At 65.4% G+C, this 24,235-nt stretch carries 20 protein-coding genes; 6 read left to right on the top strand and 14 right to left on the bottom strand.

Features of this window, described 5'->3' with window-relative positions:
- Positions 1-24: 24 nt before the first annotated feature.
- From XI08_RS26255 to XI08_RS26235, 5 genes are all read left to right on the top strand, one after another.
- On the top strand, positions 25-1,383 hold the full coding sequence (locus tag XI08_RS26255; protein WP_271576570.1) for an HlyD family secretion protein: 1,359 nt from the start codon (positions 25-27) through the stop codon (positions 1,381-1,383).
- Positions 1,383-3,320: a glycosyltransferase gene (locus XI08_RS26250; RefSeq protein WP_271576640.1), complete on the top strand. Its 1,938-nt coding sequence runs from the start codon at positions 1,383-1,385 to the stop codon at positions 3,318-3,320. Before XI08_RS26255 ends, XI08_RS26250 begins: the two co-directional genes overlap by 1 nt.
- Before the next feature lie 136 nt (positions 3,321-3,456).
- Complete coding sequence (locus XI08_RS26245) at positions 3,457-4,761, top strand: lytic murein transglycosylase (protein WP_271576569.1); 1,305 nt, start codon at positions 3,457-3,459, stop codon at positions 4,759-4,761.
- A gap of 267 nt (positions 4,762-5,028) precedes the next feature.
- Positions 5,029-5,532: a DUF1993 domain-containing protein gene (locus XI08_RS26240; RefSeq protein WP_271576568.1), complete on the top strand. Its 504-nt coding sequence runs from the start codon at positions 5,029-5,031 to the stop codon at positions 5,530-5,532.
- Positions 5,533-5,716: 184 nt separating this feature from the next.
- Positions 5,717-6,817 (top strand): alkene reductase, encoded by a 1,101-nt coding sequence (locus tag XI08_RS26235; RefSeq protein WP_271576567.1) that lies wholly within the window; start codon positions 5,717-5,719, stop codon positions 6,815-6,817.
- Positions 6,818-7,028: 211 nt separating this feature from the next.
- Here XI08_RS26235 and XI08_RS26230 read toward each other — a convergent pair whose 3' ends face one another.
- The 9 genes from XI08_RS26230 to XI08_RS26190 form a co-directional block, all read right to left on the bottom strand.
- Positions 7,029-8,771: an ABC transporter substrate-binding protein gene (locus XI08_RS26230; protein WP_049823309.1), complete on the bottom strand. Its 1,743-nt coding sequence runs from the start codon at positions 8,769-8,771 to the stop codon at positions 7,029-7,031.
- 130 nt (positions 8,772-8,901) lie between these two features.
- Positions 8,902-9,231, bottom strand: coding sequence for a DUF2160 domain-containing protein (locus XI08_RS26225; RefSeq protein WP_027543702.1), 330 nt, complete (start codon positions 9,229-9,231; stop codon positions 8,902-8,904).
- Between the two features lie 10 nt (positions 9,232-9,241).
- Positions 9,242-10,048: a carbohydrate ABC transporter permease gene (locus XI08_RS26220; RefSeq protein WP_027543703.1), complete on the bottom strand. Its 807-nt coding sequence runs from the start codon at positions 10,046-10,048 to the stop codon at positions 9,242-9,244.
- The gene (locus XI08_RS26215; RefSeq protein WP_027543704.1) at positions 10,048-11,022 is read right to left on the bottom strand and encodes a carbohydrate ABC transporter permease; all 975 of its coding nucleotides are present in this window, start codon (positions 11,020-11,022) and stop codon (positions 10,048-10,050) included. Before XI08_RS26215 ends, XI08_RS26220 begins: the two co-directional genes overlap by 1 nt.
- A complete protein-coding gene (locus XI08_RS26210; RefSeq protein WP_271576566.1) occupies positions 11,022-12,107 on the bottom strand; it encodes an ABC transporter ATP-binding protein in 1,086 nt (361 codons plus the stop codon). The genes XI08_RS26215 and XI08_RS26210 overlap by 1 nt, the downstream gene beginning before the upstream one ends.
- Before the next feature lie 12 nt (positions 12,108-12,119).
- Complete coding sequence (locus XI08_RS26205) at positions 12,120-13,199, bottom strand: ABC transporter ATP-binding protein (protein WP_027543706.1); 1,080 nt, start codon at positions 13,197-13,199, stop codon at positions 12,120-12,122.
- A complete protein-coding gene (glpD, locus tag XI08_RS26200) occupies positions 13,196-14,746 on the bottom strand; it encodes a glycerol-3-phosphate dehydrogenase (protein ID WP_271576565.1) in 1,551 nt (516 codons plus the stop codon). Before glpD ends, XI08_RS26205 begins: the two co-directional genes overlap by 4 nt.
- A gap of 303 nt (positions 14,747-15,049) precedes the next feature.
- Complete coding sequence (locus XI08_RS26195) at positions 15,050-15,895, bottom strand: DeoR/GlpR family DNA-binding transcription regulator (RefSeq protein ID WP_027543708.1); 846 nt, start codon at positions 15,893-15,895, stop codon at positions 15,050-15,052.
- Between the two features lie 91 nt (positions 15,896-15,986).
- A complete protein-coding gene (locus XI08_RS26190) occupies positions 15,987-16,673 on the bottom strand; it encodes an HAD family hydrolase (protein WP_027543709.1) in 687 nt (228 codons plus the stop codon).
- Between the two features lie 155 nt (positions 16,674-16,828).
- Between XI08_RS26190 and XI08_RS26185 the strand changes: the two genes are divergently transcribed.
- Positions 16,829-17,290 (top strand): nuclear transport factor 2 family protein, encoded by a 462-nt coding sequence (locus tag XI08_RS26185; protein WP_027543710.1) that lies wholly within the window; start codon positions 16,829-16,831, stop codon positions 17,288-17,290.
- A gap of 230 nt (positions 17,291-17,520) precedes the next feature.
- On the opposite strand, the gene XI08_RS26180 is transcribed toward XI08_RS26185, so the two are convergent.
- The 5 genes from XI08_RS26180 to XI08_RS26160 all read right to left on the bottom strand — a co-directional run bounded on the left by XI08_RS26180 (position 17,521) and on the right by XI08_RS26160 (position 23,985).
- Complete coding sequence (locus XI08_RS26180) at positions 17,521-17,712, bottom strand: hypothetical protein (RefSeq protein ID WP_135177924.1); 192 nt, start codon at positions 17,710-17,712, stop codon at positions 17,521-17,523.
- 191 nt (positions 17,713-17,903) lie between these two features.
- Positions 17,904-18,314 (bottom strand): acyl-CoA thioesterase, encoded by a 411-nt coding sequence (locus XI08_RS26175; protein WP_027549336.1) that lies wholly within the window; start codon positions 18,312-18,314, stop codon positions 17,904-17,906.
- 21 nt (positions 18,315-18,335) lie between these two features.
- Positions 18,336-20,432 (bottom strand): 3-hydroxyacyl-CoA dehydrogenase NAD-binding domain-containing protein, encoded by a 2,097-nt coding sequence (locus tag XI08_RS26170; protein ID WP_271576564.1) that lies wholly within the window; start codon positions 20,430-20,432, stop codon positions 18,336-18,338.
- Between the two features lie 2 nt (positions 20,433-20,434).
- The gene (locus XI08_RS26165) at positions 20,435-21,718 is read right to left on the bottom strand and encodes an acetyl-CoA C-acetyltransferase (protein ID WP_271576563.1); all 1,284 of its coding nucleotides are present in this window, start codon (positions 21,716-21,718) and stop codon (positions 20,435-20,437) included.
- Positions 21,718-23,985: an acyl-CoA dehydrogenase gene (locus XI08_RS26160; protein WP_271576562.1), complete on the bottom strand. Its 2,268-nt coding sequence runs from the start codon at positions 23,983-23,985 to the stop codon at positions 21,718-21,720. The genes XI08_RS26165 and XI08_RS26160 overlap by 1 nt, the downstream gene beginning before the upstream one ends.
- Positions 23,986-24,235: the final 250 nt, after the last annotated feature.

The raw sequence follows: 24,235 nt of genomic DNA, 5'->3' as shown, positions 1-24,235 counted from the left end.
CCTCCCGTCAGCAAGGTGACCGTCATGGTAGACCGCTTACGTGCCGCTTCCGTCGACCCTGCATCCACGCCTTCCCCTCACGAGACCAAGAGCGAGACCAAGACCGACGCGAAGGGACTACAGGAGGCGCTGCACGAGCAGCTGTTCGCCGATGACGAAACCGGCCACGCCCCCGAGGCGCAGACGGCGCCGGAATCCGGGTGGCACTGGCCGCATCTGCGACGCGGCGCCAAGATCGCCATCGGACTTGCCATCATCGCCGTGTTCGGCTGGCTGCCGCTGCGTGCGATCTGGGAGTACTCGAGCGTCGAGGCCGTGCTGAATTCCCGTCTCGTCACCCTGCGCACGCCGATCGGCGGCCGCGTGGTAGCCGCCCAGCCCATCACCGATCAGGCCAGGCTTGGTGCCGGAACCGTGCTCCTGCGCGTTGTCAACTCACGCGGCGATCGCACCAGGCTCGACGATCTCCGGCGGCAGAAATCGCGCCTGGAGAACGAGCGGCCCAGTCTCGCCACCAAGCTTGCCGCGGCCCAGGCCGCCCAAAAGGATTTGGCGCGGCAGGCCACGCAATTCCGCGAGGGACGCGTGCTTCAGCTCGAGGCCCGCATCGCCGAGATCCAGACCTCGATCGAGGCCGCGGCAGCGCGGCGGGACGAAGCCAGCGCCGCCGTCGAGCGCGCATCCTCGCTCGCGAAGTCCGGCAATGTCTCAACGGTCGAGCTGGCGCGACTGACGCGCGAGCTTTCCGTGTCACAGCAAACCGAGCTCGGTGCGCGCAAGCGGCTGGATGCTGCGAAGGTCGAGCTCGCCGCGGCACGGAGCGGTTCCTTCCTCGGCGACAGCTACAACGACCGCCCGAGCTCGGTGCAGCGCGAGGAGGAGATGCGCCAGCGCGCCGGCGATCTCGAGGCTGATCTCGCGCGCACCGACACCGAGATCGCCTGGCTCGCCAACGAGACCATCATCGAGGAGGTCCGCTTCGCCGATCTGTCCGAAGCCAACATCACGACACCAGTTGCGGGCCGCGTCTGGGAGATGATGACCTCGCCGGGCGAGGACGTGCAGGCCGGCCAACCCCTGCTCAAGATCCTCGATTGCAGCGGCGCCGTCATCACGGCCAATGTCACCGAGAGCGTCTACAATCGCTTGCAGCTCGGCGACCGCGCCACTTTCGAGCCGAATGACGGCGGCGAGCCGATCTCAGGCACCGTGGTCAATTTGACCGGCGCCGCCGGTGCGCCCGCCAATCTCGCCATCAATCCGGATGCGCTCAGCAAGGAGCCCTATCGCGTGACCGTGGCGCCTCGCGATGCCGCTGCCCTCGCCTGCACCGTGGGGCGCACCGGCCGCGTGGTGTTTGCCCGGCACGAGACCGCGCCGTGATGATGGCGTTGACGCCAGGCCTGATTACGCTCGGCGCCTTCATGGCGGTCGTGCCGCTGCTCAGGCGCGACAGCACAATGGCGCGCTCGTTACTGGCCGTCGTGTCGCTGGTTTTCCTGCTTCGCTATCTCTATTGGCGGGTCACCGCGACGCTCCCGCCACCGCATCTGACGGCGGACGCCGTGATCGGTTATCCCTTCATGCTGCTGGAGGCGGCCTCGCTCGTCGCAGTCGCATTGTCCCTGCTGTTTCTGAGCCGGACCATCGACCGCACCGGCGCGGCCAGGATCGACGGCCGTGCCACCGATCCGCTCGCGCCGCTGATCGACGTCTTCATCTGCACCTACAACGAGGAGCGATCGATCCTCGAACGCACGATCATCGGCGCGACCGGCATGGCGTACGGCAATTATCGCGTCTGGGTGCTCGACGACGGCCGGCGCCCCTGGCTGCGGCGGCTCGCAGGCGAACTCGGCTGCCATTATCTCACACGGCCCGACAACCACCACGCCAAGGCCGGCAACATCAATCATGCGCTCAAGCACGTCGGCGCCCTGCCGGAGCGGCCGGATTTCGTGGCCATTCTTGACGCGGACTTCGTGCCGCGGCCCGACTTCCTCGCGCGCACCATCTCCCTCATGGATGACGCTTCGGTCGGCGTGGTGCAGACGCCGCAGCACTTCATCAATTCCGACCCGATCCAGACCAACCTCGCTGCGACCGATGTATGGCCAGACGAGCAGCGCTTCTTCTTCGATATCCTGATGCCGGCGAAGGACGCCTGGGGCGTCGCGTTCTGCTGCGGCACTTCATCCCTCATTCGCTACGCCGGGCTGGTGCAGATCGGCGGCTTTCCAACCGACTCCGTCACGGAAGACTATCTCGTCACCCTTCGCCTGAAGGAGAACGGCTTCAACACCATCTATCTCAACGAACGGTTGACGATCGGGCTCGCGCCCGAGGGGCTGAAGGAATACATCACCCAGCGTGCCCGCTGGTGCCTCGGCCTGATGCAAATCGTGCGCGGCCGCAGCGGACCGCTCTCGCAGGACTCAAAGCTGTCCTTTATCGACCGGCTCTCGCTGGTCGATGCCTTCATGAGCTGGTCTGCGGTCTACACGTCGAAGGCCGCGGGACTCATGGTGCCCTGGCTGTTCCTGCTGTTCGGCATCAAGGCGGTGCAGGCGGATCTCACCGAGCTATTGCGCTTCTTCCTGCCGTTCTACGTCTGGCACGGACTCAGCATGGCCTGGCTATCACACGGCCGTTCGCTCGCCATGATGTCGGACGTCTCGCAACTCATCGCCGCGCCCGCGGTGCTCAAGGCGGTGGCAGCCGGCCTGTTGAAGCCGAAGGGACACAAGTTCAAGGTCACGGCGAAGGGCGGCGACCGCGACAGGAGATTTGTCGAATGGCCGCTCCTGCGGATCTATGGCTGCGCGCTTCTCATCACCCTGGCAGCCATTGCCTATGCCTTCATCCTGCACCTGCGCGGCGAGAACATCGCCTATGGCGGACTGGCCCTGGCCTGGAGTCTCTACAACGCGCTCATCCTCACCGTGGTCTGCTTCGTCTGCATCGAGCAGCCGCGCAAGCGCAAGGCCGAGCGCTTTCATCGCAATGAGCCGGTGCTGCTGCGTCAGGACGGCAGATCGCATCTCGCACGGCTCGCCGACATCTCCATTACCGGCGCGCGGCTGATCGATCCCGATCCGCCGCGCCCCGGCAGCACGATCGAATGCCGGATCTACGGCCGCTCGATCGCGGCCATCGTCGTGCGACGAACCACGGACGGATTCGCGGTGCGGTTCGAGGAAGGCATGGATACGCGCGTGCATGCGATCCGGGCATTCTATGCCGGCGAATATGTCCGCGCCTATCGCGGCGTCAGAGCGCTCCCGGTCGGGAAAGCACTGCTGATGCGGCTGTTCGGCTGAGCCGCGCGACATCCGCTCCCTCGTATTCCGCATGTTGGCATGACGTGGAAAGGATGGCATGGAAAGGATGGCCTGAGGCGTTCACTTCACCTAGACTTCAGGCGAATCCACGCCTTCCCTCCCCGCCGGAACCCCTATGGTCCAGACCCGATTTCTGATCGCGGCCGTCGCGCTCCTCGCATGCTCCGCCACTGCCTCCGCCCAGCTCACACCGCCGCCCGCAAGGCCTGCGGCGCCGAAGGCCACCGCCCCCTCGCCGCGTGCGGCCTCGTGCCACAATGGCGCGAACTTTGATCGCTTCCTCGCCGACGTGAAACAGCAGGCAGTGGCCGCCGGCGTGTCGCAGCGGACGATCGCGGAGGCTTCGCCCTACCTCGTCTACGACCAGGGCATCGTCAACCGCGACCGTGGCCAGCGCGTGTTCGGCCAGCTCTTCACCGAGTTCGGCGGCCGCATGGCCGCGCCCTATCGCATGCAGAACGGCCAGCAGCACATCAAGGCCCACGCCGCTGCCTTCGCGCGCGCCGAAAAGGAATACGGCGTGCCGCCGGCGGTGATCGCCGCGTTCTGGGGCCTCGAAAGCGATTTCGGCGTCAACATGGGCAATCTGCCCACGCTGAAATCGCTGGTGTCGCTGGCCTATGACTGCCGCCGCTCGGAGATGTTCGTGAACGAGACCATCGCCGCGCTGAAGATCATCGACCGTGGCGATCTCACACCCGACGAGATGGTCGGCTCCTGGGCCGGCGAGCTCGGGCAGACGCAGTTTTTGCCCGTGCATTACGTCAACTACGCTGTCGACTATGACGGCGACGGCCGGCGCGATCTCCTGCGCAGCGAGGACGACGTGATCGGCTCGACCGCGAACTACATCGCCAACGGATTGAAGTGGCGGCGCGGCGAGCCGTGGCTCGAAGAGATCAAGGTGCCGCAAAACCTGCCCTGGGATCAGACCGACCTCACCGTGCAGCAGCCGCGCTCGAAATGGGCGCAGCTCGGGGTGACCTATCCCGACGGAAGGCCGCTGCCGAACGATAATCTGCCGGCCTCCGTGCTGCTGCCGATGGGACGGACCGGGCCGGCCTTCATGGCGTATGCGAATTTCGCCGCCTACACCGAGTGGAATAACTCGCTGATCTACTCGACCACCGCGGGCTATCTCGCCACCCGCATCGCGGGCGCCGCCCCGATGCGCAAGCCGGCGGCGCCGGTCGCACAGCTGCCGTTCAACGAGCTCAAGCAATTGCAGCAGCTTCTGGTCCAGGCCGGCTTCAATGTCGGCAAGGTCGACGGCGTGCTGGGCCAGCAGAGCCGCGCCGCCGTCAAGGCGATGCAGATCAAATACGGCCTGCCGGCCGATTCCTGGCCGACCGCGGAGCTGCTCGCCCGCATGCGCGGCGGCGGCACGGCGCAGGCGCAGCCCCAGGCGACGGTGCGCTAAGCCTTCCTCCGTCATGCCCCGGCTTGACCGGGGCATCCAGTACGCCGCGGCCCATCGATTTGACCACAACCGTGTCGGAGTACTGGATCGCCCGGTCAAGCCGGGCCATGGCAGCGAGGGTGTGGCGCGAACGGCATCGTGGCAAGCCGGCGATGTAGAATTTTCGCACCGCACAAGCCGCTTTCGCGATTGTATTTTTCCATGACGTTCCCATGTGAGTGGCTCAGGTTTTCTCCTGAGATTTCCCACCATTCAAGCGAGCATCACATGTCCTTCCACGACGCCGTCGTCCCCGCCTATTTGCAGATGCTGAACAGCCTCACCGGCCTGCTCACGAAAGCCGAGGCGCATTGCGCGGCCAAGAAGGTCGACCCGAGCGTTCTGCTCGGCTCCCGCCTGTTCCCGGACATGCTGCCGCTGTCGAAGCAGATCCAGCTCGTCAGCGACTTCGCCGCCAAGGGCTGCGCACGGCTGACCCACAGCGAGGTGCCCTCGACGCCCGACACCGAGACCAGCTTTGCCGAATTGAAGCAGCGGCTGGCCAAGACGATCGACTACGTGAAGTCGTTCAAGCCCTCGCAGTTCGAGGGCGCCGACGCCAAGGACGTCACCTTCCCGGCCGGCCCCGACAAATCCATCACCATGAAGGGCCAGCAATTCCTGAGCGCGTTCTCGCTGCCCAACTTCTATTTCCACGCCACGACCGCGCACGGCATCCTGCGCCACAACGGCGTCGAGATCGGCAAGCGCGATTTCCTCGGCGCGAACTAAAACCCGGATATCAAGCGGGCGCGGCGGAGAGATCAAATCCGCCGCCGCGGCCCGAATTGCACATGAATTATGCTACGCGGGCCTTGCCGCGTAGCTCGCCTGCACTTTCCGTATGGCTCCTCCCTTGCGCTGATTGCCGCGATGCACAAGTGTTCCGGACCAATCACCGCCTGGAAGCATTCCCATGAGCCGTTCGACCAAGTTGTTTGAGACCTACAAGCTCGGCCCGATCACGCTGGCCAATCGCCTGGTGATGGCGCCGCTGACGCGCAACCGCGCCGTTCCCGGCACGTTCGCACCCGGTGCGCTCGCCGCCGACTATTACGGCCAGCGCGCGTCCGCAGGCCTGCTGATCACCGAAGCGAGCCAGGTTTCCCAGCAGGGCCAAGGCTACCAGGACACCCCCGGCATCTACTCCAAAGACCAGGTCGCCGGCTGGCGCAAGGTCACCGACAAGGTCCATGAGCGCGGCGGCAAGATCTTCATCCAGCTCTGGCATGTCGGCCGCATCTCGCACGTCGCGCTCCAGGCGAATGGCGCAGCTCCGGTGGCGCCGAGCGCGATCCGCGCCAAGGGCAAGACCTTCGTGAACGGCACCTTTGCCGACGTCTCCGAGCCGCGCGCGCTCGAACTCTCCGAAATCCCTGGGATCATCGACGACTTCAAGCGCGCCACGAAGAATGCGCTGGAGGCCGGCTTCGACGGCGTCGAGATTCACGGCGCCAACGGCTACCTGCTCGACCAGTTCGCCAGGGACGGCGCCAACAAGCGCACCGACGCCTACGGCGGCTCCATCGAGAACCGCGCGCGGCTGATGCTCGAGGTCTCCAGGGCGGTTGCCGCCGAGGCCGGCGCCGACCGCACCGGCATCCGCATCTCGCCGGTGACGCCGGCCAACGACCTCGCCGACAGCAATCCGCAGGCCTTGTTCAATCACATTGTCGACGGACTCAACGCGCTCAAGCTGGTCTATCTGCATGTGGTCGAAGGCGCCACCGGCGGCCCGCGCGACATCGCCCCGTTCGACTATGCGGGCCTGCGCAAGCGCTTCTCCGGCGCCTACGTCGCCAACAACGGCTACGATTTCGATCTGGCGACCAAGGTGCTGGACGCGAACGCGGCCGATCTTATCGCCTTCGGCAAGCCGTTCATCTCCAACCCCGACCTCGTCGAGCGGCTGAAGGCCGGCGCGGCGCTGAACGACTGGGACAAGACCACGTTCTACGGCGGCAGCGCGAAGGGCTACACAGACTACCCGACGCTGGCGGCCGAGCCGGCGGAATAGTTCCTTCCCCCTCTCCCCGCTTGCGGGGGAGGGTTGGGGTGAGGGGGAGTCTCCGCGGGAACGGTAGCAGTTGGACTCGTGGAGAGTCCCCCTCACCCGTATCGCATCTGCGATGCGATACGGCCTCTCCCCGCAAGCGGGGAGAGGCGAAGAAAGAAAAAGGCCGGGATCGCTCCCGGCCTTTCGTGTTTGATGACGCTCTGCGCGAGGCTTACTTCACTTCCGCGCGCTTGGGCGGGGTGGCCGGCCACGACTTGATCAGCGTGTCGTAGTCAACCGTCTCGCCCTTCGGCTTCTCGTTGGCGAGCTTGCGCTGCGGGGCGATGGTGCCGTCCTTCTGGGCCTTGGCGAACCAGTATTCGGCCGACTCCTTCTTGTGCAGCTTCGGACCGCAGGCGCCCTGCACGCCGGACTTCTCCAGGCGCTCCATGACGGAGTCCTGGGCAGCGGCCAGTGCGTCCATCGCGGCTTGCGGCGTCTTCGTACCGGACGACGCATCGCCGATGTTCTGCCACCAGAGCTGGGCGAGCTTCGGATAGTCAGGCACGTTGTTGCCGGTCGGGGTCCACTGCACGCGCGCGGGCGAGCGGTAGAACTCGATCAGGCCGCCGAGCTTCGGCGCACGCTCGGTGAACGACTTGTCCCAGATGTCGGATTCACGGATGAAGGTGAGACCGACATGGCTCTTCTTCAGCGACACCGTCTTGGAGACGATGAACTGCAGGTAGAGCCAGGCCGCCTTGCGGCGGTCAGCCGGGGTCGACTTCAGGAGAGTCGCCGAACCGGCGTCCTGGTAGCCGAGCTTCATGCCTTCCTTCCAGTACGAGCCGTGCGGCGACGGAGCCATACGCCACTTCGGCGTACCGTCCGCGTTCATCACGGCGATGCCGGGCTTCACCATGTCGGCGGTGAAGGCGGTGTACCAGAACATCTGCTGGGCGATGTTGCCCTGCGCCGGCACCGGACCCGACTCGGAGAAGGTCATGCCCTGGGCCTGCGGCGGGGCATACTTCTTCATCCACTCGAGGTACTTGGTGATCGAGTAGACCGCAGCCGGACCGTTGGTGTCGCCGCCACGCTCGACCGACGAGCCGACCGGACGGCAGCCTTCCATGCGGATGCCCCATTCGTCGACCGGCAGACCGTTCGGGATGCCCTTGTCGCCGTTACCCGCCATCGACAGCCAGGCGTCGGTGAAACGCCAGCCGAGCGAGGGATCCTTCTTGCCATAGTCCATATGGCCGTAGACCTTGACGCCGTTGATCTCCTTGATGTCGTTCGTGAAGAACTCGGCGATGTCCTCATAGGCGGACCAGTTCACGGGCACGCCGAGCTCGTAGCCATACTTGGCCTTGAACTTGGCCTTGTAGTCCGGGTTGGTGAACCAGTCGTAGCGGAACCAGTAGAGGTTGGCGAACTGCTGGTCGGGCAGCTGGTAGAGCTTGCCGTCCGGCGCCGTGCCGAACGACTTGCCGATGAAGTCGTTGACGTCGAGCATCGGGTCGGTGACGTCCTTGCCCTCGCCGGTCATGTAGTCCGACAGCGCGATGGTCTGACCGTAGCGGAAGTGCGTGCCGATCAGGTCGGAGTCGTTGATCCAACCGTCATAGACATTCTTGCCGGACTGCATCTGGGTCTGCAGCTTCTCGACGACGTCACCTTCCTGGATGATGTCGTGCTTGAGCTTGATGCCGGTGAGCTCGGAGAACGCCTTGGCCAGCGTCTGCGATTCGTATTCGTGGGTCGTGATGGTCTCGGAGACGACGTTGATCTCCATGCCCTTGAAGGGCTCAGCAGCCTTGGCGAACCACTCCAGCTCCTTCTTCTGCTCGTCCTTCGACAGCGTCGAGGGCTGGAATTCCGCAATCCACTTCTGGATCGCGGCGTCGTCGGCGGCGCGGACCGGCGCCGAGACGGCGAACGACACCGCAATGATGGCGGCGGCGCTGGACATCGTCAGAAAGCTATTCTTGGTCAATGGACCTTTCCTTCTCCTAAACTGTCGCATGTTGTTCCTCCGTTGCAGCGACAAAATTTTATACAGGCCCGGGTTGCCCCCGGATCTGGCCGTCCCTTCGCGAGCTTCAGACCGTGCGAAAAATGAGCACGGCCGTGGCCAGCGAAATCCCACTTGCGAGCCAGAGGCTCGAAATCTCAAAACCTTCCTCGCCGATCGGCAGAGTGGCGAGTACGTCGGTGCCGGCGAAGGCGATCCACAGAAGGTGGATGACGGCCGCCGTGATCAGGGAGATGAACAGGCGATCGCCCCGCGTCGTCGGAATGCTGAGCACGCCGACGCGCTCGGCTTCGGGATAGACCGCGGCGAGGTACGTCATGACCGCGAGGGTGCAGGCGAGCGCCACAAAGAAGATCGCCGTCGGCGGCGTCCAGGCCATCCATGCAATAGCTTCCATCGATGCCTCCCTAGACCCGACCGAGCGCGAAACCGCTCGCGATGTAATTGCGGACGAACCAGATCACGAGGGCGCCCGGGATGATGGTCAGCACGCCGGCTGCGGCCAGCAGGCCCCAGTCCATGCCCGCAGCCGACACCGTGCGCGTCATGATCGCCGCGATCGGTTTTGCCTGCACCGAGGTCAGCGTCCGCGCGAGCAGGAGCTCGACCCACGAGAACATGAAGCAGAAGAAGGCGGCGACGCCGATGCCGCTCGCGATCAGCGGCACCAGGATCCTGATGAAGAAGCGCGGAAAGGAATAGCCGTCGAGGAAGGCGGTCTCGTCGATCTCGCGCGGCACGCCGGAGACGAAGCCTTCGAGGATCCACACCGCCAGCGGAACGTTGAAAATGCAGTGCGCGAGCGCGACCGCCCAGGGCGTATCGAACAGGCCGATCGCCGAATAGAGGTTGAAGAACGGCAGCGCATAGACCGCCGCCGGGGCCATGCGGTTCGACAGCAGCCAGAAGAACAAATGCTTGTCGCCGAGGAAGCGGTAGCGCGAGAACGCATAGGCCGCCGGCAGCGCCACCGAGATCGAGATGATGGTGTTGAGGACGACGTATTCCAGCGAATTGATGTAGCCTGAATACCAGCTCTCGTCGGTGAAGATACGCTTGTAATGCTGCAGCGTCGGGGAATGCGGCCACAGCGTCATCGTCGAGACGATCTCGGCGTTGGTCTTGAAGCTCATGTTGACGAGCCAGTAGATCGGCAACAGCAGGAAGACCAGGAACAGCCCCATGATGAGGCGACGGCCGGGAATCGAGTGCATCAGGCCACTCCTTCCTTTGGCTTGAGCGCGGGCACGGGCTTGAGCGCGGCCGAGGGCTTCGGCTCCACCGCCGGCTCGCTCTCCGCCTGGACTTTGCGTTCGACACCGGCATTGGTCATGACGGTGTAGAAGATCCAGCAGACGATCAGGATGATGAGGTTGTAGACCAGCGACAGCGCGGCGGCCTTGCCGAGGTCGAACTGGCCGAGCGCGATCTTGACCAACTCGATCGAGACGAAGGTGGTCGAGTTGCCGGGTCCGCCGCCGGTGACGACGAACGGCTCGGTGTAGATCATGAAGCTGTCCATGAAACGCAGCAGCACCGCGATCAGCAGCACACGGTTCATCTTCGGCAGCTGGATCGCCTTGAACACCGCCCAGCGCGAGGCGCCGTCGATCTGGGCGGCCTGATAATAGGCCTCCGGGATCGACTTCAGGCCCGCATAGCAGAGCAGCGCGACGAGGCTGGTCCAGTGCCAGACATCCATCACGATGACGGTGACCCAGGCATCGATGTCGTTGGAGACGTAATTGTAGTCGAGGCCGATGTGGTTGAGGACATAGCCGAGCAGCCCGATGTCGGGCCGGCCAAAAATCTGCCAGATCGTGCCGACCACATTCCACGGGATCAGCAGCGGCAGCGCGAGGATGACGAGGCAGGCCGCCACCGTCCAGCCCTGACGCGGCATCGACAGCGCGACGACGATGCCAAGCGGCACCTCGATCGCGAGGATCACCATCGAGAAGAACAGATTGCGGCCGAGCGAGGCGAGGAAGCGGCCGCCGAGATCGGTCGAGGGATCGAGCAGTTCCTTGAACCAGCCGACGCCATTCCAGAAGAACTGGTTGTTGCCGAACGTGTCCTGCATCGAATAGTTCACCACCGTCATCAGCGGCAGCACCGCCGAGAAGGCGACGACCAGGAACACCGGCAGCACCAGGAACCAGGCTTTTTGGTTGATGGTCTTGTCCATCAGGCGGCTCCCTCCACCAGAAGGCTGTCGGCATAGACGTGGACATGCGACGGATCGAACTTCAGCCCGGCGGTGCCGTCCGCGCCGGTGAAGCCCGCGGGCGCACGCGCTGCGAGTTTCGCGTCGCCAAGGCGCGTGCGCGCGAAGCGGATGCGGCCGAGGTCGTCGATGCGCTCGATCTTCGCGGAGAGCAGGCCCGGCGCCGGCGCGACGGCTTCGACGAATTCCGGCCGAACGCCGATCTCGATCTTCGCGCCCGCGGGCAGATGATCGTAGCTGCGGTTCAGCGCGATGACGTGGCCGTCGATCCGGGCCTCGCGTCCCCTCACCTCGGCCGGCAGGATGTTCATGCCGGGCGAGCCGATGAAATAGCCGACGAAGGTGTGCGCCGGCTTGTCGAACAGCTCGGCCGGCGTGCCGCTCTGGACGACGCGGCCGTCATGCATGACGACGACGGTGTCGGCGAAGGTCAGCGCCTCGGTCTGGTCGTGGGTGACGTAGATCATCGTGAGATCGAGCTCGCGATGCAGCGCCTTCAATTTCGAGCGCAGCTGCCATTTCAGCTCGGGATCGATCACGGTCAGCGGCTCGTCGAACAGCACGGCGGCGACGTCGGAACGGACGAGGCCGCGGCCGAGCGAGATCTTCTGCTTGGCGTCGGCCGTGAGCCGCGTCGCCTTGCGGTTCAGATAGGGCTCGAGGTCGAGCAGGCGGCCGATCTCGGCGACGCGCCTGTCGATCTCGGCTTTCGGCACGCCGCGGTTTTTCAGCGGAAACGCCAGGTTCTGCCCCACGGTCATGGTGTCGTAGATCACCGGAAACTGGAACACCTGGGCGATGTTGCGCTTCTGGGTTGACAGCGGTGTGATGTCCTGGCCGTCGAACAGGATTTTCCCCCGCGACGGCGTGATGATGCCGGAGATGACGTTGAGCAGCGTGGTCTTGCCGCAACCGGACGGGCCGAGCAGCGCATAGGCGCCGCCCTGCCGCCAGGTCATTGTCACCGGCTTCAGCGCAAAGCTTTCCTGCGGCGCAGCATTGCCGCCGTAGGAGTGGGCGAGATCGACGAGGTCAATGCGGGCCATGGCGCACCTCCCTCACGAATTGCCGGGTGCCGCGACCAGCCGGTCGGCAGCATCAAAGACGAAGACATCGTTGGGATCGAGCACGGCATCGATGGTCTGGCCGGGCTCGAACTCGTGCACGCCGTGCAGCACCGCCACCCAGTTCAATCCGTCGCGGGTCAGATGCACGAAACTCTCCGAACCGGTGATCTCGGTCACCGTCACCGTGGCATGGAAGGCGTGGCGGTCGGTCTCGCCATTGGCGAGCGCAAGCTGATGCGCGCGAAAACCGACGCGATAGGCGCCGTCGGCGAGAGAGGAATAGAGGCCGGACGCCGGCGCGGCGATGCCTCCCGCATATTGCACGGAACCGTTCTTCTTCTCGATGCCGACGAGGTTGAGCGGCGGATCCGAGAACACCTGCGCGACGCGCAGCGTCTGCGGATGACGGTAGACGTTGGGCGTCCCGCCGATCTGAAGCGCCTGGCCCTCCCACATGCACACCGTGTTGCCGCCGAGCAGAAGCGCTTCGGTCGGCTCGGTGGTGGCATAGACGAAGATCGCGCCCGAGGCCTCGAAGATGCGCGGCAGTTCGGCGCGCAGCTCCTCGCGCAGCTTGTAGTCGAGATTGGCGAGCGGCTCGTCGAGCAGCACGAGATCGGCGCCCTTGACCAGCGCGCGCGCCATCGCAGTGCGCTGCTGCTGGCCGCCGGAAAGCTGGAGCGGCGTGCGCTTCAGGAACGGCTCGAGCCTGAGCAGCCTTGCTGCTTCCGTCACGCGCGCCTCGATCTCCTCGCGCGGCTTGCCCTGCACGCGCAAGGGCGAGGCGATGTTCTCGTAGACCGTGAACGAGGGGTAGTTGATGAACTGCTGATAGACCATGGCGACCGAGCGCTGGCGCACGTCGACGCCGGTGACGTCCTTGCCGTTGACCAGCACCTTGCCCGTGGTCGGCTTGTCGAGGCCGGCGAGCAGCCGCATGATCGAGGTCTTGCCCGACAGCGTCGGCCCGAGCAGCACGTTGAGCGTGCCGCTCTCGAGCGTCAGCGAGACATCGCGGATATGCGCAACACCATCGACGGTCCGGGTCACGTGATCGAGGGTGACGGTCATGAGCGTCCTCCCGCTTCCAGCAGGGGACTTTGCGGCAAAGCGTGGGTCCTGATCCAGTCGTCAAGCGCCGCGATCTCATCGGCAGATAGTCGCAGGCCGAGCTTGGAGCGGCGCCAGACGATGTCATCGGCGGTCACAGCCCATTCGTTGGCCATGAGGTAGCGGACCTCGCGCTCGGTCAGCGTCGCGCCGAAGGTCTGGCCGAGATCGGCGGCCGATTTCGCGTCACCGAGCAGCTTGATGGCGCGGGTGCCATAGGCGCGCGCGAGGCGGCGCGCATGCGCGTGGGCGAGGAAGGGATAGCCGCGCTGGAGCTCGGCGATCAGCCCGTCGATGTCGGACACATGCATGTCGCCGCCGGGCAGCGGCCATTTGCCGGTCCAGCCCTCGCGCGCTTTCGCGCTGCGGAGATAGGGCGAAAGCCGCTCCAGCGCCTCTTCGGCGAGGCGGCGGTAGGTCGTGATCTTGCCGCCATAGATCGAGAGCAGCGGCACGCCGCCGGGCGTGTCGAGCTCGAACACGTAGTCGCGCGTCGCGGCCTTGGCCTCGCTGGCGCCGTCGTCATAAAGCGGTCGCACGCCGGAATAGGTCCAGACCACGTCCGCTGAAGTCACCGGCTTGGCCAGATACTCGCTCGCGGCGGCGCAGAGGTACTCGATCTCTTCGGGCGTCGCCTTCACCTTGGCGGGATCGCCGTCGTAGTCGCGGTCGGTGGTGCCGATCAACGTGAAGTCGTCCTGGTACGGGATCACGAAGATGATGCGGCCGTCCGCGTTCTGGAACATGTAGGCGCGGTCGTGGTCATAGAGTTTCTTGACCACAATGTGCGAGCCCTGCACCAGGCGCACCTTGGCTTTCGCGTTCACGCCGGCGCCGCGGCCGAGCACGTCCTCGACCCAGGGGCCGCCGGCATTGACCAGCGCGCGGGCCTGGATCGACGAACGCGCGCCGGTCAGCGTGTCGACCATGCTGACGGTCCAGATGCCGTCGGACTGCTTGATATCCGTCGCGCGGGTGCGGGTGCGGATCTCGGCGCCCTTGTCGGCGGCATCGCGCGCGTTGAGCACGACGAGACGGGCGTCGTCGACGAAGCAGTCGGAGTATTCGAACGCGCGGCTGTAGCGGTTCGGGATCAGCGGGCGGCCGACCTCGTCGCGCCTGAGATCGACCGAACGTGTCGCCGGCAGCAGGTGCCGGCCACCGATATGGTCATAAAGGAAGAGGCCGAGGCGCAGCAGCCAGGCCGGGCGCAGGCCGGCGTGATGCGGCAAAACGAAACGCAGGGGACGGATGATATGGGGCGCGATGCCCCAAAGGATCTCGCGCTCGATCAGCGCCTCGCGGACCAGGCGAAACTCGTAATATTCGAGATAGCGCAGGCCGCCATGCACCAGCTTGGTCGACCAGGACGAGGTCCCGCTCGCCAGGTCGTTCATTTCGCACAGGAAAACCGTGTTGCCACGGCCCACCGCGTCGCGCGCGATGCCGCAGCCGTTAACACCGCCTCCGATAATGGCGAGGTCGAAAATACGCTCCAACAGACGCATCCCCCGGCGACTCGCTCGTTCCTTCGAGCGACTACTTTCGTTTTTGATTAGATCACACCGAAAAACGAAAGCAAGATGAAAGAGAGGCGGAAGGAAGTGAAAGAGGAACTTTTTTTGTGGGCAGTGGGGTGAAGGAGTAGGCAGCGAAACAACCCACCCTCCCCTAGAGGGGGAGGGTGGGCGCCAAGCGTCGGGTGAGGTGATTCTCCTCAATGCGGGCAGTGTTCAAAGAGGGACCGTCACCCGGCCCCGCTCGCGCTACGCGCGATCGCCCCTCCCCTCCAGGGGAGGGTAAGTAAGCCGCTATCTCAGCCGGACCACCGGCGCGGCTTCGGGCGCGGCATCCGGCGCTTCGGCCTGCGCATCATCGATATCCGCCCCCTTCGGCATCGCCTCCACCACTTCGATGCCCTTGCTGTGGCAGATGGTGGCGAGGCGTTCGGGCAGCTCCTGGTCGGTGACGAAGGTCTGGATCTGGGTCATGTGGGCGATGCGCACCGGCGCGCTGCGCCGAAGCTTCGTCGAATCCGCGACCAGCATGACACTGCGGGCATTGGCGATGATGGCTTGCGCGACCTGCACCTCGCGATAGTCGAAGTCGAGCAGCGCGCCCTCCTCGTCGATCGCGGAAGCGCCGATGATGGCGTAGTCGACCTTGAACTGGCCGATCAGCTGCGTCGCGGTCGAGCCGACCACCGCACCGTCGGCGCGCCGCACCGTGCCGCCGGCAACCACCACCTCGATGCGGGGATGGCGATAGAGCAGCATCGCGACATTGAGGTTGTTGGTGATGACGAGGAGATCCTCATGCGAGGTCAGCGCGCTCGCGACCTCCTCCGTCGTGGTGCCGATGTTGATGAAGAGCGAGCATCCGTTCGGGATAAGCGAGGCAGCCGCAGCCCCAATCGCCTTCTTCTCCTCGGCGGCGACGAAGCGGCGTGCCTCATAGGCGAGGTTTTCCACGCCCGAGGCAATGATGGCGCCGCCGTGGATGCGGGTCAGCGAGCGCCGTTCGCAGAGGTCGTTGAGATCCTTGCGGATGGTCTGCGCCGAGACCTCGAACCGGCGCGCGAGCTCCTCGACCATGACGCGGCCGGAGGCGCGCGCGATGTTGAGGATTTCGGCTTGGCGATGGGTCAATCCGGTCACAGCAATGGCCTCAAATCTGGAAGGTGCATGGTGCGGCGGTTCGCGCGATCGGTCAATGCGCGCCCCGATCACGGTTAACGGACGAGGCCTCTCACCACGCCATCGCGGCAGCCAGAGGCGCGAGCAGGTCCGGATCGTCGAAGGCGCCGGCGGAGGCGACCGCGCCGGCTGCAATCAGGTCAGCATGGCCGAGGCTGGTCCGGATCCCGATGGTCGGAATGCCGGCCGCCGTGGCCGATTGCACGCCCGTGCGGGAGTCCTCGAATGCGACCGAGGTTTCCGGCCTCGCGCCGACGAAGCGCAGCCCTTCCTGATAGGGCAGCGGATGCGGCTTGCCGTGCGGCAGCTCGTCGCCGATCACGAGCGCCTTGAAACGGTGCGTAATGCCGAGGCCGGAGAGCAGCAGTTCGGCGTTGAGACGCGGCGCGTTGGTCACGGCAACCATGGGAACGCCGGCCGCGTCCGCCCGGTCGAGCAGCGCCATCAGGCCCGGCAGCGGCTCGATCTGCCCGGCGACAAGCGCGCGGAAGACTTCCTCTTTCTCATCGAGGATCAAGGCGCGCCGTTCCGGCGCCTCGTCGGGCAGAAAGCGCTCCCCGATCGATACATTGGCGAACCCTTGCAGCTCCCTCGAGAACCGCGCGTGATCGAAGACATGGCCGCGAGGGCCGAGCACCTCGTTGAAGGCCTTCAGGTGCAGCGGGTCGGTATTGGCAAGCGTACCGTCGATGTCGAACAGCAATGCCCTGCCCGTCGCATTGTCCTTGGCCTCGATCATTTCCGTACTTTCCCAAATGCACGACGCATCGATGCGCGACACGTATCAATATGGCTGCGATCGCGCAATGACGCATGCACATGACGACGCCGTGACCACTCGACAAAGCCGCGCGCGGCTGCAACACTCTCTTCAAGATCAAAAAGGAGGAAACGATGACGATCAATCGACGCGATCTGGCTCTCTCGACCCTGGCCGTTCCAGCTCTTGCCGCGCTCGCTCTCACGACGCCGGCACTGGCCGCCTCGGCGGACGAAGAGGCCGTGGCGAAGAAGGTGGAGGCCTTCCGCCTCGCCCAGATCGCGGCCGACCCGAAGGCGCTCGGCGCGTTGTGCTGGGACGATCTGAGCTACAGCCATTCCAGCGGTAAGGTGGAGGACAAGGCGACCTTCATCACCAACGCCACCGACGGCAAATCGAAATTCCTGTCGATCGAATACAAGGACCCGACCATCAAGGTCGTCGGCCCGACCGCGATCGTGCGCTTCCATTGGGTGGCGGAACAGGAGATGACGGCCGATGGGAAAAAAGTGCCGACCAACCTTCACATCCTGATGAACTGGCAGAAGCAGGGCGACGACTGGAAGCTACTGTCACGCGCGGCGACGAAATTGTAGTGGCACCTCTTACCCCCTCCCCCTGTGGGAGAGGGCGGCTCGCCGCAAAGCGGCGAGACGGGTGAGGAGTTGCCTCCGCGAGCACACCTCTCACAGCTGAGTTCGCCGATAGAACCCCTCATCCGGCGCTTCGCGCCACCTTCTCCCACAAGGGGAGAAGGGAGGGCAGCGGTGAACTCGGCAAAAGATTCCGGGCTCGCGCTAAGCGCGCCCCGGAATGACAGGCGAAACTACGCCGCTTCCTCCACATCGCCGTTAACCAGCTTGCGCGCGGCGCGCTCGGCTTCGCGGGCGTTGCGGAAGAGCTGGCCTTCGAGGCGGTAGAAGCGGTCGGACGAGGCGAAAAAGCAGTAGCCTCCTTGAGAACGAACGACGATACCTGCGGTCTGCGAATTGACTTCGATGATGTAGCTGTCCGGCATGGCCCGTGGATTCCTCAAGTGCGGGCAAATAACGACACTTCTGCCCAAAGGTTCCTGGGCATTTGAGGCCGTTTCCACCCCGAATCGACGTGCAATTGAGTACGCCGGGACCTCATCCATTTTATGACTTGTTCTTGGCGAAGACGCGACGACCGCGGAGGCAACGCCGCACGGTCATACGCCGCGCGCGATTACGTCGCGATCGCCGTGTCGGACGGGCGAACCGCCTGCGGGCGCCCGTGCTCGTCGATCGAGACGTAGGTGAAGTTGCCATCGGTGACGAGGAACGGATGCTCCTCTCCGCGGCGCAGCGCCCACGCCTCTAGATGCACCGTCAACGAGGTGCGCCCGACACGCACGAGATTGGCATAGACCGAGACGAGATCGCCGACATAGACGGCTTTGCGAAAGTTCATCGCCTCGATCGCAACCGTCACGGTGCGCGACTTCGCGACCTTCGAGGCGAACACGCCGCCGCCGACGTCCATCTGGCTGAGCAGCCAGCCGCCGAAAATGTCGCCGTTTGCGTTGGTGTCGGCGGGCATCGCCAGCGTGCGGATGCAGAGATCGCCGCTCGGCCCGGTATTCGCCTGTTCGTTCATGCCTCTCTCGCTTGAGATTGCTCACTTGAAATTGTCCCAGCCCGCGTCGGGCGCGAAACGTCCGCCGAATCGTTCGGCGAGCTCACGCAAGGTGGACACCACATTATCCACGCCGCGGGAGCGCGCATAGTTCAGCGGACCGCCGCGGAACGGTGCATATCCCGTTCCGAAGATCATGGCGCCATCGACCGCGTCGGGATCGTCGACGATGCCTTCGCGAAGCGCCGCGACGCAGACGTTGGACATCGGCAGCACCAGCCGGTCGATCATCTGGTCGGTCACGCGCGGGCCGGTCTCGGAGAGCGGCATCTTCTCCGCCTTGCCGTCCTTCCAGGTGTAGAAGCCCTTGCCGGTCTTGCGGCCGAGCTCGCCCTTGGCGACCTTCTCGCGCAGCCATGCCGGCGTCGGCGGCAACAGATCGCCGAACTTGGTGCGCAGCATGTCGCCGACATCGAGGCAGATGTCGAGCCCGACCTGGTCGGCAAGCTCGATCGGCCCCATCGGCATGCCGAACTGCTCGGCCGCGGCGTCGATCAGGCGCTGGTCGGTCTTCTCGTCCAGCATCACCATCGCCTCCAGCATGTAGGGCGTCAGCGCACGGTTGACGAGGAAGCCGGGCGAGCTCTTCACGGCGAGCGGCAAGCGATCGATTGCGCCGACGAAGGCGAGCGCCTCTTTCAACACTTGCGGATCGTTGCCGTCATGGCCGACGACCTCGACCAATTGCAGCCGCGACACCGGATTGAAGAAGTGCAGTCCGACCAGCCGCTCGGGCCGCGTCAGCGTGGTGCGCAGGTCCTGAAGCGGAATGCTCGAGGTGTTGGTCGCGAGAATCGCACCCGGCTTCATCCGCGGCTCGAGGCCGGCATAGACCTTCTGCTTCAGCTCGAGCTTTTCCGGCACCGCCTCGATGACGAGATCGGCGTTGCGGACGCCTTCCCCATCCATGTCCGGAATCAGGCGATCGAGAGCGTCGCGCACCTCGGTGGGTTTGCGGATGATCTTGCCGTAAAGCTCGGCCGCGCGCTTCATCGCGCCCGCGATCGGCTCGGCCTTCATGTCCGCGAGCGAAACCCGCAGCCCCTGCCCCGCACACCACGCCGCGATATCGCCGCCCATGGCGCCGGCGCCGATGACATGGACATGCTTCACCGTGTTGCCGGAGCCCGCCGTCTTCTTCATCTGCTCGCGCAGGAAGAAGACGCGGATCAGATTCTGCGCCGTCGGCGTCACCATCAGCTTGGCGAATGACGCCTGCTCGGCCCCGAGCATCGCGGCCTTGCTGCCGCCATGCGTTTCCCAGAGATCGATCAGCGCGTAAGGCGCCGGATAGTGCTCGCGCGGTGCCGCCTTCGCAGCCTCCGAGCGCATGCGCTTGGCGAGCAGTCCACGCACCGGTCCGAGGTTGGACGCGCGCGTGAGCAGACTGGGCCTGGCCCGCTTCAGCCGGCCGAACAGCACGTCCTTCACCGCGCCACGGACGTGGCGTTCCTGCGTCACGGTATCGACGAGGCCGAGCGCTTTGGCGCGGCGTGCATCGATGGTGCGGCCGGTCAGCATCAGCGCCATCGACTGGGTCGGATTGACCAGTGCGGTAAAGCGCGCGGTGCCGCCGAGACCGGGATGCAGGCCGAGCATCACCTCGGGGAAACCGAAGCGCGCGCCGTCGATGGCGATGCGCGACTGGCAGGCCAGCGCGACCTCGAGGCCGCCGCCGAGGCAGAAGCCATGGATGACCGCGACCGTCGGCAGCTTGAGCGCCTCCAGATGATCGACGACGGCATGCGCGGCGCGGATACGCGTTTCCACCATCTCGGGATCGCTGGCGCCGCGGAATTCGTTGACGTCGGCGCCGGCGATGAAGCCGGACGGTTTGGCCGAGCGGATCACGAGGCCTGCGGGGCGCTCGGTCTCGATCGCCGCGAGCACCGCGTCGAACTCCTCCATCACGTCGGAGGACAGCGTGTTGGCGCTTGTCCCGGCGCGGTCGAACAGCAGCCAGGCGACGCCGTCGGCATCGCGCGTCAGCTTGAAATGCTTGTAGGGGCCGTCGGCCGCCGGCTGGGGCCCGAGCGTCAGCACGCGGTCGCCAAGCGCGGTCATGATCCTGGAATCCATGGTCACACCGCCTCGATCAGCATGGCGCCGCCGAGCCCGCCGCCGATGCATTCGGTGGCGACGCCGCGCCGGGTGCCGAGGCGCTTCATCGCATTGACCAGATGCAGCACGATGCGGTTGCCGGAGGTGCCGACGGGATGGCCGAGCGAGATCGCACCGCCGTCGACATTGAGCTTGTCACGGTCGATCTCGCCGGCGGCGCCGTCGAGCCCCAGTATCTCGCGGCAGAACTTGTCGTCGTTCCAGGCGGCGAGGCAACCGAGCACCTGCGTCGCGAACGCCTCGTTCAGCTCCCAGGTCTCGACGTCCTTGACGGTGAGGTCGTTGCGCTGGAGCAGCGGCGTCGCCGACATCACGGGACCGAGCCCCATGATAGCAGGATCGAGCGCGGCCCAGTTGCTGTCGACGATGACGGCCTTCGGCGTCAGCTTGTGTTTTGCGACTGCCGCGTCGGAGGCGAGGATCACCCAGGAGGCGCCGTCGGTGATTTGCGAGGAATTGCCGGCTGTCACCTGGCCCCAGGGGCGCTCGAACACCGGCCTCAGCTTTGCGAGCGTCTCGGCGGTGGAGTCCGGCCGCACGCCGTCGTCATGGTCGAAGAACTTGCCGTCGCGGGAGAACGCGGTCTCGACCTCGCCCTTGAGAAAACCCTCGGCCTGCGCATGGGCGAGCCGGCGATGGCTCTCGGCGGCGTAGGCGTCGGACTGCGCGCGGGTGATGCCGAAGAGATGGCCGACGACCTCGGCGGTCTGCCCCATGTTCAAGTCCGTGATGGGGTCGGTGAGCCCGCGCTCCAGGCCGATGATCGGCTTGAGATAGCGCGGCCGCAATTTGAAGGCGGCGGCCAATTTCGCGGCGACGCCCTTGGCGGTGGCAAGGCCGGCGAACCAGCGCACGCCGGAATTCGGCCAGACCAGCGGCGCGTGGCTCAGCGCTTCAGTGCCGCCGGCCAGGATCATGTCGGCATGGCCCTCGCGGATATAGCGGTAGGCGGTGTCGATCGACTGCATGCCGGAGCCGCAATTGATCTGCACGGTGAAGGCGACCATGTCCTCGCCCATGCCGAGCCGGAGCGCGGCGACGCGAGCCGGATTCATCTCGTCGGCGATGACGTTGACGCAGCCGAGGATGACCTGGTCGAAAGTTGTCGGCGAAAACGGCTGGCGCGCCAAGAGCGGCCGTCCGCATTGCACGGCGAGATCGACGGGCGTGAACGGACCGGGCCCCGAGCGCGCCTTCAAGAACGGCGTCCGGCCGCCGTCGACGATGAATACCGGTCGTGCCATCAGCTCGCCGCCCTCTGTTCACCGAGTTCCTGGAAGAACTGATGCACATCTCCGGTTTTCTTGTAAATCGGCGACAGCGCCTCCGGCGCAAAATCGTCGACCTCGATCACCTTTGTGACGGCTTCATGAGCGGCAGCAAGCTGCTCGCCTTCGGCCTGCGTGATCACGCCCTTGGCGACGCCATCCTTCCAGTCCCGGACATGCGCCGCGCGCAGGCGCTTAGCGATGGCATCGGTGCCCGCGACCAGCTTGAAGGCGCGCTCCAGCCGGGCAAAGCCGCCATCGTCGTCGACATAAGCGAGATCCGGCGTGAGACGCTCGCGCGCGGCCGAAGGCTCCAGCACGAGGCTGGCGCATTGGTGCACGACACGGTCGGACGGGCCGAGCACCCGCGCGCCGAAGGGTTGGACGATGAGCTTGAGGATGACAGCGACAAAACGATTAGGCAGATTGGCGAGGATCTCGGCAAGCCGGTTCTCGATCGTTTTGAAGCCGGTCGCCATGCACCATTCCAGCGCAGCGAAGTCTTCCTTCTGCCGGCCCTCGTCCTGCCAGCGTTTCAGCGCGGCCGAGAGCAGGTAGAGCTCAGACAGAATGTCGCCGAACCGCGCCGAGAGCATCTCCTTACGCTTGAGCGCGCCGCCGAGCGTGAGCAGCGCCATGTCGGCGCAGAGCGCAAACGCCGCCGAATAGCGCGAGAGCTGGCGATAGAATGGCGTGGCGTCACCCGCATCCGGCGCCGGCGCGAACGCGCCGAAACTCCAGCTCCGGCCGAAGGCGCGGAAGAGCGTCTGGAAGCTGTGGCCGACATGTTTCCAGAACGCGGTGTCGAAGGCCGTGAGCCCGCGCGCGCGGTCGGTGTCGGCGAGCGCGTTCATCTCGTCGAGCAGATAGGGATGGGCGCGGATCGCGCCCTGCCCAAACACGATGAGATTGCGGGTGAGGATATTGGCGCCCTCGACCGTGATGCCGACCGGAACGGCGCGGTGCAAATTGCCGAGATAGTTTTGCGGACCGTCGATCACGGCCTTGCCGCCGTGAATGTCCATGGCGTCGTCGATTGCGGTGCGCATCCGCTCGGTCGCGTGCAGCTTCATGATGCCGGAGATGACGGCCGGATGAACGCCGGCATTGAGCGCCGCGCAGGTGAGCCGGCGCGCCGCGTCGAGCTGATAGGCGGTGGCGACGATGCGGGCGAGCGGCTCCTCGACGCCCTCGAATTTGGAGATGGAGATGCCGAACTGCTCACGGATGCGGGCATAGGCGCCGGTGGTGCGCGCGGCGTAGGCGGCGCCAGCCGCCGACAGCGACGGCAGCGAGATGCCGCGGCCGGCGACTAGCGCCGTCATCAGCATCTTCCAGCCCTGCCCGAGCCTCTCCTTGCCGCCGATGACGTAGTCGAGCGGGATGAAGACGTCGCGGCCCCAGTTCGGGCCGTTCTGGAACACCTGCATCGACGGCAGATGGCGATGGCCGATCTCGACGCCGGGCAGATTGGTCGGGATCAGCGCCACGGTGATGCCGAGCTCTTGCTGCTGGCCCACGAGGTGGTCGGGGTCATAGGCCTTGAAGGCGAGGCCGAGCAGCGTCGCGACGGGGCCGAGCGTGATGTAGCGCTTGTGCCAGTTGAGCCTGAGGCCCACAACCTCGCGGCCTTCGAAGGTGCCCTTGCAGATGATACCGGTGTCCACCATCGAGGCCGCGTCGGAGCCGGCTTCAGGGCTGGTGAGGCCGAAGCAGGGAATGTCTCGGCCGTCGGCGAGCCGCGGCAACCAGCGCGCCTGCTGCTCCTTGGTGCCGAAGCGCATGAGGAGCTCGCCAGGACCGAGGGAGTTCGGCACCATCACCGTGACGGCGGCGGCGATCGAGCGGGTCGAGATCTTGCGCACGACTTCCGAATGGGCGTAGGGCGAGAAGCCGAGGCCGCCAAACTCCTTCGGGATGATCATGCCGAAGAATTTCTCGCGCTTGACGAAGTGCCAGACATCCGGCGGCAAATCGCGCCATTCCCAAAAAATCTTCCACTCGTCGAGCATGGCGCAGAGCTCGTCGACCGGGCCGTTGAGAAAGGCCTGCTCCTCGTCGGTCAGGGCGGCCGGCGGGACCTTCAGCAGCTTCGCCCAATCAGGGTTGCCGGTGAACAGATCGGCGTCCCACCAGACGTCCCCGGCCTCCAACGCCTCGCGCTCGGTGTCGGACATCGCCGGCAGCACGCCGCGCGCCCAGGAGAAGATCGGTTTTGTGATGGTGTCGCGGCGGAAGCTCATGGCAAAACCTCAGGGATCAGCGCGGTTATCAGGCATTTTAGCGGAAATCGGCCGGCGGAAGTGAACACTTCGCGAGCAAAATGAAGCGAATTGACGCGGCCGGGGGGCCGCCCCGGGGACCATAACGGCCCGGGCGTGCGGGCAGTTCCGGGAAGGGGAAATGGGGCGCGCTAGTCCCTCGCCGTCATTCCGGGGCACGCGAAGCGTGAGCCCGGAATCCATCGTGCGGCAGCGTTGGTCGATGAATGGA

Source organism: Bradyrhizobium sp. CCBAU 11361 (assembly GCF_028128935.1).
In the GTDB taxonomy this organism is placed as follows: Bacteria; Pseudomonadota; Alphaproteobacteria; order Rhizobiales; family Xanthobacteraceae; genus Bradyrhizobium; species Bradyrhizobium niftali.
The sequence above is the reverse complement of the archived record's forward strand: the minus strand, read 5'-3'. Positions and strand labels throughout refer to the sequence as shown.

Excerpts from the sequence above, each read along its gene's own strand:
- glpD (WP_271576565.1), bottom strand. The coding sequence starts at position 14,746 with ATGCGTCTGTTGGAGCGTATTTTCGACCTCGCCATTATCGGAGGCGGT.
- XI08_RS26235 (WP_271576567.1), top strand. The coding sequence starts at position 5,717 with ATGAGCCGTTCGACCAAGTTGTTTGAGACCTACAAGCTCGGCCCGATC.
- XI08_RS26160 (WP_271576562.1), bottom strand. The coding sequence starts at position 23,985 with ATGAGCTTCCGCCGCGACACCATCACAAAACCGATCTTCTCCTGGGCG.
- XI08_RS26255 (WP_271576570.1), top strand. The coding sequence starts at position 25 with ATGGTAGACCGCTTACGTGCCGCTTCCGTCGACCCTGCATCCACGCCT.
- XI08_RS26205 (WP_027543706.1), bottom strand. The coding sequence starts at position 13,199 with ATGACCGTCACCCTCGATCACGTGACCCGGACCGTCGATGGTGTTGCG.
- XI08_RS26225 (WP_027543702.1), bottom strand. The coding sequence starts at position 9,231 with ATGGAAGCTATTGCATGGATGGCCTGGACGCCGCCGACGGCGATCTTC.
- XI08_RS26210 (WP_271576566.1), bottom strand. The coding sequence starts at position 12,107 with ATGGCCCGCATTGACCTCGTCGATCTCGCCCACTCCTACGGCGGCAAT.
- XI08_RS26190 (WP_027543709.1), bottom strand. The coding sequence starts at position 16,673 with ATGATCGAGGCCAAGGACAATGCGACGGGCAGGGCATTGCTGTTCGAC.
- XI08_RS26230 (WP_049823309.1), bottom strand. The coding sequence starts at position 8,771 with ATGTCCAGCGCCGCCGCCATCATTGCGGTGTCGTTCGCCGTCTCGGCG.
- XI08_RS26250 (WP_271576640.1), top strand. The coding sequence starts at position 1,383 with ATGATGGCGTTGACGCCAGGCCTGATTACGCTCGGCGCCTTCATGGCG.
- XI08_RS26180 (WP_135177924.1), bottom strand. The coding sequence starts at position 17,712 with ATGCCGGACAGCTACATCATCGAAGTCAATTCGCAGACCGCAGGTATC.
- XI08_RS26175 (WP_027549336.1), bottom strand. The coding sequence starts at position 18,314 with ATGAACGAACAGGCGAATACCGGGCCGAGCGGCGATCTCTGCATCCGC.
- XI08_RS26245 (WP_271576569.1), top strand. The coding sequence starts at position 3,457 with ATGGTCCAGACCCGATTTCTGATCGCGGCCGTCGCGCTCCTCGCATGC.
- XI08_RS26240 (WP_271576568.1), top strand. The coding sequence starts at position 5,029 with ATGTCCTTCCACGACGCCGTCGTCCCCGCCTATTTGCAGATGCTGAAC.
- XI08_RS26215 (WP_027543704.1), bottom strand. The coding sequence starts at position 11,022 with ATGGACAAGACCATCAACCAAAAAGCCTGGTTCCTGGTGCTGCCGGTG.
- XI08_RS26165 (WP_271576563.1), bottom strand. The coding sequence starts at position 21,718 with ATGGCACGACCGGTATTCATCGTCGACGGCGGCCGGACGCCGTTCTTG.
- XI08_RS26185 (WP_027543710.1), top strand. The coding sequence starts at position 16,829 with ATGACGATCAATCGACGCGATCTGGCTCTCTCGACCCTGGCCGTTCCA.
- XI08_RS26220 (WP_027543703.1), bottom strand. The coding sequence starts at position 10,048 with ATGCACTCGATTCCCGGCCGTCGCCTCATCATGGGGCTGTTCCTGGTC.
- XI08_RS26170 (WP_271576564.1), bottom strand. The coding sequence starts at position 20,432 with ATGGATTCCAGGATCATGACCGCGCTTGGCGACCGCGTGCTGACGCTC.